The organism is Flavimobilis soli (assembly GCF_002564025.1).
Taxonomy (GTDB): domain Bacteria; phylum Actinomycetota; class Actinomycetes; order Actinomycetales; family Cellulomonadaceae; genus Flavimobilis; species Flavimobilis soli.
The window spans coordinates 2,217,904-2,229,026 of the sequence record NZ_PDJH01000001.1 but is presented as its reverse complement, the minus strand read 5'-3'; the positions used below and the strand labels follow the sequence as shown (position 1 = coordinate 2,229,026).

The following is an 11,123-nucleotide window of genomic DNA, read 5'->3' as shown; positions in this document are numbered from 1 at the left end:
CGCACGGACGACCGCGACCGAGGCCGGTCGCGGCCGTCCGTGTGCGTCGGGCGACGAAGGGGAAGCCCGCCGCGGGTCTGTCAGGCGAGCGATGCCTCGAGCGAGATCGACGTGCCCGCGAGCGCCTTGCTCACCGGGCACGTGTCCTTCGCGGCCTGGGCGACCTCGACGAACTTCGCCTCGTCGATGCCCTCGACCTCGCCGCTCACCGTGAGGGTGATGTCGGGGATCTGGAATCCGCCCGCCGGGTCCGGGCCGAGGCCGACCTCGGCGGAGACGTGCAGGGCCTGGGGCGGGAAACCCGCCTCCCCGAGCAGGGCGCTGAGCTGCATCGCGTAGCAGGACGAGTGCGCTGCGGCGATGAGCTCCTCCGGGCTCGTGCGGCCGCCGGCCTCGTCAGCCGAGCGGCTGGGGAAGGACACCTCGTACGTGCCGATCCCGGAGCTCGTGAGCTCGACCTGGCCCGAGCCCTGCTCGAGCGTGCCGTTCCATGCGGTCCGTGCCTTGCGCGTGGGCATCGCGTCCTCCAGTGCCTGAGACGGTGGCTGTCCTTCGAATGTAGCGACGGTCGACGCGACCGGCACGGCGAACGAGCCTCACCTCGGACCTCACCCGCTCGATCACCCCTCTTTCCGCGGGCAGCGCCTCATCTTCCGGGACGAGCGTGCCGATACGTAGGGCATGAAGATGTTCGCCTGGTCGACCGACGCCTCTGGCGGCGTTCGTGCCGTTGAGCCTGCCGTGCCTCCGCGCACCGCGCTGCGGACCGAGCGACCCGACCCTGCGCAGCTCGTCTGGATGGAGGAGCTCCGCGAGTTCCTCCGTGAGCCCACGATGCGGCTCGACAACGCTGCTGCCGTGCAGGCGCTCTACATCGACTACTGCAGCCGCTGGCACGGCACGCCCGAGACCGACCGCTGGAACCCGAACACGTCGATCAACGCGATCGGCGTCGTCGTCGGCGACCTCATGCGTGCGCGCCGCCCGGAGCTCGAGTGGCGCGTCGTCGCGGACTGCCGCCCCACGACCCTCCTGCTGACCGACCCCGCCGGGAACCCCGTCGCATCGCCGCTGAGCGACGTCGCCACCCGCTGGATGGCCAAGGAGATGCTCTGGATGGACGCCTACCTCCACCAGCACGCACCGGTCGCGACGGCCGAGATGACCTGGATCCCCAGCAAGCTGGCACAGCGCCCCGAGCTGCGGAAGCACGCAGCGCGGTTCTGAGCCTTGCTCCGGGCGGGCACCTGCTCGCCCCTCGCCCTCGAGGCCCCCGACTCGAGGGCGCACACGGGAGCGGGCCCGCAGGGCTCCTGCGGGCCCGCTCCCGTGATCCAGCACGACGTCGGCGCTCCCCTTACGCCCACGCCGACCTGGGCCGCGCCTCCACAGGCGCGGCATCTTCGACCGCCCCGTGCGGGGCGAGGTGTCAGCGCACCCGGTCGATCGCCTCGTCGCTCAGCGCAAGCACGCGCCAGACGTTGTCACGACCGTCGTCGAACGCGTAGACGGGCACGACCCACTCGCGACCGTCGGCCCCGCTGACGATCTCGCTCGTCACACCGGCGCCGGTGATCGTCACCTCGACGACGCCCCACGGCACCTCCCCCTCCGGCACGTCCGCCGGGTCCGAGGTCGGCGCCTCGAGCGGCGCACCGGGCGTGTGGCTCACCGCGTAGACCGGGTCTCCCAGGCGATCGACAGCCTCGTCGACCGGCACGAGCGGAAGCTCGCCCACGAGCGTCCCACGCGACAGCGTGCCGTCGTGCTCGAACAGGTCGTCCGCGAGCGCGCCGCCGTCAGGTTCGTCCGACGCCGGGGCGCTCGGGTCCACGGACGGGTCCAGCACCCACACGGACGCTCTGTCGGGCCCGTCCGGGAGCTCAGCCGCTGAGAAGACGATCCGCTGCGGCGCCGCGTCCTCCCACGGCTCATCGAGCATCTCGGCACCGAGGGAGTCCCGCGACGCGACGACGTCGGGCGCACCGGGCGCCTGCCGGACGCCGATCGCGTACCCGCCAGCCACCGCGACCGCAGCGGCAGCAGCCGCCGCGGCGACGCGCGTGAAGCGGCGCCGACGACGCGCGGCAAGGCTCACGACGACACCACCGTCCCCCTCGGCCGCCGACGCGTCGACGAGCGGCGTCCGCGGCCCCGCCGATCCGTACTCGCCTGCGCCGTCCTCCTGCGTCCGCGCCACCACGAGCGGCCACAGCCGCGCCGGGTCCGGGACGCTCGCGCCCGCAGGGTCGCAGCGCACGAGCGACTCGAACGCCACGTCGCGCACACCGTCGTCGACCAGGTGGTCCTGGTCCTCGCGCCCCGTCATCTCAGCCCGCCTTCTCGCACCGTCGTCCGTGGGAATCTCCATGAGCTGGTCATCGCCCCTCCACCGCCTCGCGCCTCTCCCACTGCTCCCGCAGCCGGGCGCGAGCCCGGCTCAGCGCCGCGTCCGCACCTCCGCGAGAGATGCCGAGCACCGCCGCGAGGTCGTCCCCCGAGAGGCCCTCCCACGCGTTGAGCACGAGAACCTGGCGGTCACGCGACGACATGGACATCAGCACCTGCCGCACCGACTCGTCGACGACGACCAGGTGGGCGGGGTCGGCGTGGTCCACCTGGTCCGGGAGCCGGTCGACCGGGACCGGGCGGCCCTTACGGTGGTGGTTCGCCAGCAGGAAGCCCGCCGTGCGGTACAGCCACGGCAGCTCCGCGCCGTCCGGGACGTCGGCGCGCCGGCGCCAGGCCACCACGAACGTCTCCGCCGTCAGGTCGTCCACCTCGCCCACGTGCGTGCGCCGCACGAAGTAGCGGTGGACCGCCGGGGCGTGCGTACGGAAGATGCCCTCGAACCACACCTGGTCGTGCCCCGTCACACCCCCGCCGCCCTCCGGCTCGTCCGTCAGGTCGACCGACCAGACGCTCTCCTCCTCATGTGTCTCCACACCCCCCATCCTTGCGGCTCACCCTGCGATCCGGGGAATCTCGCTGTGCCGGTCGCGCCGTTGAACCTTGGCGTGCGCGGGACCAGACTGGGGGTACGGACGCGACGGAGCGTCCGGCGACGGGAGCAGGTGATGACCATGCCTTCAAACCGCGTCGTCGTCGGGGTCGACGGCTCGCTCAACTCTGACCACGCCCTCGCCTGGGCCGCTGACGCGGCGGAGTCGCGGCACGTCCCGCTCGAGGTCGTCCTCGCCTGGGACGCCACGTGGGTCCACATGTCCGAGGGCATCATGGCGATCACGGACGTCGACGAGACGTTCCGGCGGCTCGCCGCGTTCGCCCAGGAGCGGATCGACTCCTCGATCGCCCGCGTCCAGGAGAAGCACGACCTCAGCGGGATCGACATCATCAGGACCCCCGTGCAGGGGCCGGTCGTGCCCGCCGTCCTCGAGGCGGCCGCGGGTGCGTCGATGCTCGTCGTCGGCCGGCGCGGTGTCGGGCGGCTCGGACGTCTCTTCATGGGGTCCGTGTCGGCAGGGCTCGTCCGGCAGGCGCACCTGCCGGTCACCGTCATCCCGGACCCTGAGCGGGCCGAGCAGCAGCGCGAGGCCGCGCTCGACGGGGCGGAGCTCGACGAGACGCCGCGCATCGTCGTCGGAGTCGACGGGTCCGCGCCGTCGGTCGCCGCGCTCAGGTTCGCCGCGGAGGCAGCGAAGCGCCGACACCTCCCCCTGCACGCCGTCGCGTGCTGGCAGTTCACGACGAGCGGCATCCCGAGCGAGTCGTTCGGATGGGTGCCGCCGATCGAGGACTTCGAGGAGCGGGCCGGGCAACAGCTCGACAAGGCCCTCGAGCGGGCCGGCATCGACCTGCCCGAGGACCAGCTGGTCCGCAAGGTCCTGCGGGCGAGCCCCGGCCGCGGCCTGCTGCGCAGCGCCGCAGGAGCGGCGTGGCTCGTGCTCGGTTCGCGCGGCGTCGGCGGTTTCGAGCGCCTCCTGCTGGGCTCGGTCTCCGCTCAGCTCATGGAGCACGCGCCGTGCCCCGTGACGATCGTGCGGACCTGACCGGGCCCGAGCAGCCCGTCTAGACCGGTCGCGGCGGCACGGGCCGCGCCGACGCGACGACCAGCCCCGCGACAGCCATCACGGTGAGCGCGCCGAGCACCACGACGAGGGGAACGGTCCAGCCGCCGCTCGCCGTGTGCACGAGCCCGAGCAGCGTCGGCCCGGTCGCCGCGATCCCGTACCCGCAGCCCTGAACGAACGCCGACATGCGCTGCATCTCCCGACCGTCCCGCGCGCGCCTCGCCATGATCGTGATGAGCACGGTGAAGTTGCCGCCCTGGGCCACCCCCGCGCACGACATCCAGACGACGTTCGCGCCGGGCGCGGCGAGGAGCCCGACCGGGAGCGCGACCCAGAGCACGGCGAGGCCGACGAGCACGACGCGCGTCGAGACCCCCTTCGCCATGAGCACCGGTGCACCGATCGCGCCGACGACGGCGAGCGCCTGGAATGCCGACGACGCGACGCCCGCACCGTTCGCGTCGAGCCCGACCGTGTCCGCGAGGAGCGTCGGCAGCCACGCGCTGAGCGAGTAGTAGGAGAACGACTGCCCGCCCATCGCGGCGACGAGCAGCCACACGTCGACCCGACGCCACACCGTGCGCGACGGCTCCGCCGGGACGCTGGGACCGGCAGGGGTGCCCTCCGCCGCGCCACGACCGTCGGTCGCCTCGGCGTCGTGCCCGCGAGGGGCGCCGCCGACCAGGCTCGCACCCGACGACCGGCCGGGCAGGGCCAGGTCGCGCACGCGCCACCAAACGGCCGCCGCGACGAGCGTCAGCAGCGCCCACGACGCGAGCGCCCACCGCCACCCGACGAGGTCCGCGAGCGGCGCCGTGAGCGCCGTCGTGAGCACCGAGCCAGCGTTGAGGGACGCCGTGTAGATGCCGTTGACCACGCCCTCGCGCCCGCGGAAGTCCCTGCGCACGATCACGGGCACGACGACGTTCCCGACCGCGATGGCCGCACCGATCACCACGGTCCCCGTCACGGCCCACGCGAAGTCGCCGAGCGAACGGACGACCGTCCCGAGCGCGACGACCGCGAGCGACAGGAGGACCGTCGTCTCGAGGCTCGCGCGACGCATGAGGAACGCCGCGAACGGCGTCGCCGTCGCGAACAGGACGACCGGGATGCTCGAGAAGACGCCTGCGGCGGCGACGGAGATCCCGAGCCCTGACGCGACCTCCTGGACGATCGGGGCGACGGCGACGATCGGTCCGCGCAGGTTGAGCGCGTACAGCACGACGGCGGCGAGCAGCAGCCCTGCTGCGGCACCACCGGTGGCACGTGGACGCATGGGTCCGTCCTTTCGTCGCCCGGCGGGAGCTGTCACGCCCCACGACCCGGGAATGCGGAAGGCCCTCGGGATGATCCCGAGGGCCTTCCGGTGGAGCCGCCTAAGAGAATCGAACTCTTGACCTTTTCATTACGAGTGAAACGCTCTGCCGACTGAGCTAAGGCGGCTGGTCATCAACGGGCGGACCCGTCGAGCCGCGACAACTATAACCACGTCTCGGGGAGCGGTCCAACTCGGTCGCAGTGATGCGGGCCACGCGGATCAGCGAGGCGGTCGGAGCATGCTCGCGCGCCTCCCTCAGGTCCGGCGTGCGTGCGCAGGCCGACCGGACGACGTCAGCAGACGAGCCCCTCCTGCGGGACCGTGCCCTCGAGGAAGTACGCGTCGACCGCGTCCGCGATGCAGTCGTTCGCGCGCCCGTACGCCGTGTGCCCCTCGCCCTCCCACGTGAGGAGAACGGCCGACGACAGCGTCTTCGCGAGCGCCTGCGACCACTCGTACGGGGTCGCCGGGTCGTTCGTCGTGCCGATCACGACGATCGGCGCCGCGCCCGGCGCGGACACGTCGGCGGTGAGGGGCGCGGCAGGCGTCGGCCACCCGGCGCACACGAGCGCGTTCCACGCGAACGAGTCGCCCAGCGTCGGCGCGACCGCGACGATCTTGTCGCGCTCCGCCTGCATGTGCGCGACGTCGGTCGGCGCCCGTCCGTCGGCGCAGCTGACCGCCGTGAACGCCTCCGTCGAGTTGTCCTCGAACGTCCCGTCGAGGCCTCGGCCGTTGTAGAAGTCGGCGAGCGACAGCAGGCCCGATCCGTCGTTGCGCTGCATCGCCATCGAGAGCGCCTGCGTCAGCAGGGGCCACGACTCGTCGGCGTAGAGCGTGACCGCGATGCCGTAGAAGGCGAGGGTGCGCGTGAGCACGCGTCCCGAGTCCTGCGTCGGCAGCGGGTCGGTGTACGCGCGCTGGGTCAGGTCGCGGATCTGCTTGAGCCCGTCGTCGACCGAGCCCGTGAGCGGGCACTTCGCGCCGGCCATGCAGTCCGTGACGTACGCGCGCAGGGCTCGCTCGAAGCCCATCGCCTGGTCGAGGCTCAGCTTGTCCGGTTCGAGCGTGTAGTCGACCGCGCCGTCGAGGACGAGCCGGCCCACGCGGTCCGGGAACAACGCCGCGTACGTGCCGCCGAGCTGCGTCCCGTAGGAGTAGCCGAGGTAGGTGAGCTTCTCGTCGCCGAGGAGCGCGCGCAGCAGGTCCATGTCGCGCGCTGCGCTCGCGGTGTCGACGTGCCCGAGGAGAGCGCCGGTGTTGGCCTGGCACGCGGCGCCGAACGCGGTCCACGCCGCCTGGAAGTCCGCGCGGCCCTTGTCGGTGTCGAGGTTGTGGTCGGTCGAGAGCAGCTGGTCCTTGCCCGCGTCGTCGAGGCACGCGACGGGGCTCGACCGCCCCACGCCGCGCGGGTCGAAGCCCACGACGTCGTACGCCTCCTGGACCTCGGGGCTGATCGCCCCGAGCGCGGCGTCGAGGAACTCGACGCCCGAGGCGCCCGGACCGCCGGGGTTGATGAGCAGCGAGCCCTGCTTCGTCCCGGACGCCTGCGTGCGCTCGACCGCGAGGCTCGCCTTGCCGGCGGACGCGTCGGCCCAGTCGACGGGGATCTCGATGTCCGCGCAGAGGTGGCCGCCACCGCAGTCCTCCCACGAGACGCGCTGCTCGTAGAACGGCAGGAGCGCCGGGTCGAGGTCGGCGGGGACGAGGTTGGACGGCGTACCGGGCTGGCCCGCGCTCGTCGACGTCCCGCTCGGCTCGACGGTGACCGCCTCCTTGCCCGCCGTGCACCCGGCGAGCGCGACCGCAAGGGCGAGGGACGCTGCGGACCACCGGACGCCGCGCCCGGTCCCGAGGGCCCTGCGGTGCGGGGCGGACGAGGCGGACGAGCGGGTGGCGGTGGTCTTCAGCACGTGCTCCACCGTAACGGCTCGCGCCTCTCGGCGCGGCTGGACGCGGCTCGTCTCAGCCCTGAGGACGCAGCGCGATCATCATCGCCTCGACGGCGAGCAGGGGCGCGACGTTACCGGTCAGGCGCGTGCGCGCGGTCCCGATCGCGTCCATGCGGCGCAGGGTCTGCTCCGGGGCCGACTCCTCGGCGAGGGCACGCACCGTCTCGGCGTGCGCGGTGTTGACGAGCTCGACGTCGGAGCCGAGCTGGACGACGAGCACGTCCCGGTAGAGGGAGAGCAGGTCGACCATCGCGCGGTCGAGCGTGTCGCGCTGCGCGCGCGTCGCCCGGCGCTTCTGGTCGTCCTCGAGCTGCTTGACCTGCGCGCGCAGGTTGGGCGGCACGGTCTGGCCCGCCTCGACGCCGAGGGTACGCAGCAGGTCGGCCTTCTCGGCCGCGTTGCGCTCCTCGGAGTGCGCAGCGGACTCGGCCTGCGCGACGTCGACGAGCTCGCCCGCCGCGAGCACGGCGTCGCCCACGCCGCGGATGCGTCGCGCGAGCGACAGGACGGCGGCGCGGCGCTCGCGCGCGGCCGGGTCGCGGGCGAGGCGCCGCGCGAGACCGATGTGGGACTGGGCCGCACGCGCGGCCTCGAGCGCGACCTCCGGGTCGGCGCCGTCGCGCCGCACGAGCAGGTCCGCGACCGCCTCGACGGGCGGGACGCGCAGGGCGATCTTGCGGCAGCGCGAGCGGATCGTCACGACGACGTCCTGAGGGCTGGGCGCGCACAGCACCCACACCGTGCGGGCGGGCGGCTCCTCGATCGCCTTGAGCAGCACGTTCGAGGTCCGCTCGAGCATGCGGTCGGCGTCCTCGACGATGATGACGCGCCACCGACCGTGGGCCGGGCTGCGCTGCGCGAGACCGATGAGGCCGCGCACCTCGTCGATCGAGATGGTCACCTTGTCGGTCGCGACGACGGTGACGTCGGGGTGCGTGCCCTTCATGACCGCGGCGATCTCGCGCTCGTCGGCGGCCGGGTCGCCCGTGCACTGGAGCGCGGCCGCGAACGCGCGCGCGGCGTTCGACCGGCCCGACCCGGGCGGGCCCGTGACGAGCCAGGCGTGCGTCATCGCAGAGTCGTCGGCCGCGGCCGCGCGCAGCGGCGCGATCGCGTCCTCCTGCCCGACGACGTCGGCCCAGACGTCGGTCACGCGTCCCCCTGCGCCGGGTCGAGCGGGGAATCCTCGACGACCGCGAGCGACGACTCGACCTCGATGCCGAGGCGGCGCGCGACGAGCTCGACGACCTGCGCGTGCACCTCCTCGACCGTCCGCGCAGCGTCGACCACGACGATGCGGCCCGGGTGCGCGGCGGCGCGCGCAAGATACGCCTCGCGCGTGCGGACGTGGAACTCGGCGCCCGCCCGCTCGAGGCGGTCGAGGCCACCCGGGACGCGGGCGACGCCGATCGCAGGGTCGAGGTCGAGCAGGATCGTCACGTGCGGCAGCAGGCCGCGCGTCGCCCACAGGGAGAGGTTCTCGATCTCCGCGGCGCTCAGCTCGCGACCGCCCGCCTGGTACGCGACGGACGAGTCGAGGTAACGGTCCGTGATGACGACGCCGCCGCGCTCGAGGGCCGGCCGCACGACCGTGTCGACGTGGTGCGCGCGGTCGGCCGCGTACAGCAGCGCCTCCGTGCGCGGGTCCATGTCCTCACCGTGCAGGACCAGGCGGCGCAGCTCGAGGCCCATGGCGGTGCCCCCGGGCTCGCGGGTCGTGACGACCTCGTAGCCGATCCGGGAGAACCAGTCGGCGAGCAGGGAGATCTGCGTCGTCTTGCCGGAGCCGTCGCCGCCCTCGAAGGACACGAAGACGCCCGACGCCGACGGCGATCCGAGGGAGGAGACAGTCACGGCGCCAGCCTACCGACCCCCTCCGACGCCGCGGACCGCCGTCCGGACGGCGCGCGCCGCGGCCTGCGCCGCGGCCCCGACCTACCCTGGAGGACGTGACCGACGCGACCCGCTCCCCCGCCGACAGGCAGCCCGACGCCGCCGTCTTCGACGCCGTCCTCTTCGACATGGACGGCACGCTCGTCGACTCGACCCGCGCCGTCGAGATCGCCTGGGACCGCTTCCTCCGCGAGGAAGGCCTCGACCCTGACCTGCCCAAGTCGCACGGCGTGCCGTCGCACGCGCAGGTCGAGGAGGTCCTGCCACCCGAGCGATGGGCCGAGGCCAAGGCCCGCTACGACGCGATCGAGCTCGAGACGACCGAGGGCGTCGTCGCGTTCCCCGGCATCGCCGACCTGCTCGCCGGGCTCGGCTCGCGCTGGACGATCGTCACGAGCTGCTCGCGGGCGCTCGCCCTCGTCCGCCTCGCGGCGGCCGGGCTCAGCGCCCCGGACCGCATGGTCACGGTCGACGACGTGACCCACGGCAAGCCCGACCCCGAGCCGTTCGCACGCGGGGCCGCGGTCATGGGCACGACGCCGCGACGCTGCCTCGCCGTCGAGGACGCGCCCGCGGGCCTCGCCTCGGCGCGGTCAGCCGGCTGCACGACGCTCGGGGTCGCCTCGACGCACCCCCTCGCGGCGCTCGACGCCGACACGACCGTCGCGGCGCTCACCGACGTCGGCCTCGCGGCCGAGCCGGCAGGCGTGCGCCTGACGCGCACGGCCTGAGACCGGGCCTGCAGGGCCCGGCCGGCCGGTCACTCGCCCGGGTAGACCACGCCCACCTGACGACGGACCTCGTCCATCGTCTCGAGCACGTCGATCGTGCCCTGCCAGGTCATGCGCTCGGACTCCGTGCGGCCCTCCGCGACGCAACGTGCCACCTCGGCCGCCTCGTACTGCAGGCCCTTCGCCGCAGGACGGTCGTACGTCCACCGCGAGCCGTCGTTGAGCCGGACCGTGAACGACGTCGGCGAGTAGAAGCTGCCCGCGACCTCGATGTAACCCTCCGTGCCCGAGACGAGCGCGACCGTGGGCGTGCGCGCCCACAGCGTCGTCGACAGCGTCGCCTGCGCACGGTCGCCGTAGGACAGCGCCATCGAGATCTGACCGTCGACACCCGTGTCCGTCAGCGCGCCGACAGCCGTCACGGCCTCGGGTGCACCGAGCAGGTCGTGCGCGAACGACACCGGGTACACGCCCAGGTCGAGCAGGGCGCCGCCCGCGAGCGCCGGGTCGAACAGGCGCGACGACGGGTCGTGCACGAACTTCTGACCGTGGTCCGCCGAGACGTTGACGATCTCGCCGATCATCCCCGAGGCGACCACCGAGCGCAGCGCTGCGACGTGCGGCAGGAAGCGCGTCCACATCGCCTCCATGACGAACGTGCCCGCGGCGCGCGCGGCGTCGAACACCTCACGGGCCTCGGCCGCGTTGCGCGTGAAGGACTTCTCGACGAGGAGGTGCTTGCCCGCCGCGATCGCGAGGAGCGCCTGGTCCTTGTGCTCCGAGTGCGGGGTCGCGACATAGACGGCGTCCACGTGGTCGTCCGCGACGAGCTCCTCGTACCCGATGTGCGTCGTCGGGATGCCGTGCGCCGTCGCGAACCGCTCACCGCGGACCCGGTCGCGCGAACCGACCGCCACGAGCTGCGCCCGCGTGTGCGCCGTCACGGCGGACGCGAACGAGCCCGCGATGTTGCCGGCGCCGAGGATCCCCCAGCGGATCGACGGCGCGGAGGCCGGGTCAGGCACGGTCGGGGACGGCAGGGACTGGTTCAGGGAGGCGTCGTTGCTCATGGGGCAACGCTAGCGCGCACGGCCCCGACCCGAGGTCCCGGTTCAGGGACCTCTCAGGGTGGGGAATCAGGGGCCCACTGGGGGGAAATCCCGATGACGCTCGGGAGCGCGACGCGGGAGGCTCA

The 11,123-nt window shown here is 73.5% G+C and carries 11 protein-coding genes and 1 tRNA gene; 3 read left to right on the top strand and 9 right to left on the bottom strand.

Annotated features, from left to right (window positions below; genetic code table 11):
- Positions 1 to 80: 80 nt before the first annotated feature.
- Positions 81 to 518, bottom strand: a complete 438-nt coding sequence (locus ATL41_RS10110) for an OsmC family peroxiredoxin (RefSeq protein WP_098458360.1) — start codon at positions 516 to 518, stop codon at positions 81 to 83.
- A gap of 223 nt (positions 519 to 741) precedes the next feature.
- On the opposite strand from ATL41_RS10110, the gene ATL41_RS10105 reads away from it, so the two are divergent.
- Entirely contained in the window at positions 742 to 1,227 is a 486-nt protein-coding gene (locus ATL41_RS10105; protein ID WP_169924548.1) for a DUF3806 domain-containing protein, read from the top strand.
- Positions 1,228 to 1,429: 202 nt separating this feature from the next.
- Here the strand turns inward: ATL41_RS10105 and ATL41_RS10100 are convergent, their stop codons facing one another.
- Positions 1,430 to 2,329, bottom strand: coding sequence for a hypothetical protein (locus ATL41_RS10100; protein WP_098458358.1), 900 nt, complete (start codon positions 2,327 to 2,329; stop codon positions 1,430 to 1,432).
- 49 nt (positions 2,330 to 2,378) lie between these two features.
- Positions 2,379 to 2,945: an RNA polymerase sigma factor gene (locus ATL41_RS10095; RefSeq protein WP_342744434.1), complete on the bottom strand. Its 567-nt coding sequence runs from the start codon at positions 2,943 to 2,945 to the stop codon at positions 2,379 to 2,381.
- 132 nt (positions 2,946 to 3,077) lie between these two features.
- Between ATL41_RS10095 and ATL41_RS10090 the strand changes: the two genes are divergently transcribed.
- Complete coding sequence (locus tag ATL41_RS10090; RefSeq protein WP_169924547.1) at positions 3,078 to 4,010, top strand: universal stress protein; 933 nt, start codon at positions 3,078 to 3,080, stop codon at positions 4,008 to 4,010.
- Between the two features lie 19 nt (positions 4,011 to 4,029).
- Here the strand turns inward: ATL41_RS10090 and ATL41_RS10085 are convergent, their stop codons facing one another.
- The 5 genes from ATL41_RS10085 to tmk form a co-directional block, all read right to left on the bottom strand.
- Positions 4,030 to 5,310: an MFS transporter gene (locus ATL41_RS10085; protein ID WP_098458356.1), complete on the bottom strand. Its 1,281-nt coding sequence runs from the start codon at positions 5,308 to 5,310 to the stop codon at positions 4,030 to 4,032.
- A 91-nt stretch (positions 5,311 to 5,401) separates the two neighbouring features.
- Positions 5,402 to 5,477: transfer RNA gene (locus ATL41_RS10080), tRNA-Thr, on the bottom strand.
- 168 nt (positions 5,478 to 5,645) lie between these two features.
- Positions 5,646 to 7,265 (bottom strand): alpha/beta hydrolase, encoded by a 1,620-nt coding sequence (locus tag ATL41_RS10075; RefSeq protein WP_245854754.1) that lies wholly within the window; start codon positions 7,263 to 7,265, stop codon positions 5,646 to 5,648.
- A 52-nt stretch (positions 7,266 to 7,317) separates the two neighbouring features.
- On the bottom strand, positions 7,318 to 8,457 hold the full coding sequence (locus ATL41_RS10070; RefSeq protein WP_098458355.1) for a DNA polymerase III subunit delta': 1,140 nt from the start codon (positions 8,455 to 8,457) through the stop codon (positions 7,318 to 7,320).
- Positions 8,454 to 9,158: a dTMP kinase gene (gene tmk, locus ATL41_RS10065; RefSeq protein WP_098458354.1), complete on the bottom strand. Its 705-nt coding sequence runs from the start codon at positions 9,156 to 9,158 to the stop codon at positions 8,454 to 8,456. Before tmk ends, ATL41_RS10070 begins: the two co-directional genes overlap by 4 nt.
- Positions 9,159 to 9,253: 95 nt before the next feature.
- Between tmk and ATL41_RS10060 the strand changes: the two genes are divergently transcribed.
- Positions 9,254 to 9,928 (top strand): HAD-IA family hydrolase, encoded by a 675-nt coding sequence (locus ATL41_RS10060; RefSeq protein WP_219810389.1) that lies wholly within the window; start codon positions 9,254 to 9,256, stop codon positions 9,926 to 9,928.
- A gap of 29 nt (positions 9,929 to 9,957) precedes the next feature.
- Here the strand turns inward: ATL41_RS10060 and ATL41_RS10055 are convergent, their stop codons facing one another.
- Positions 9,958 to 10,998 carry a Gfo/Idh/MocA family protein gene (locus ATL41_RS10055; protein ID WP_098458353.1) on the bottom strand — a complete coding sequence of 347 codons (1,041 nt, stop codon included), beginning with the start codon at positions 10,996 to 10,998 and terminating at the stop codon, positions 9,958 to 9,960.
- Positions 10,999 to 11,123 lie beyond the last annotated feature (125 nt).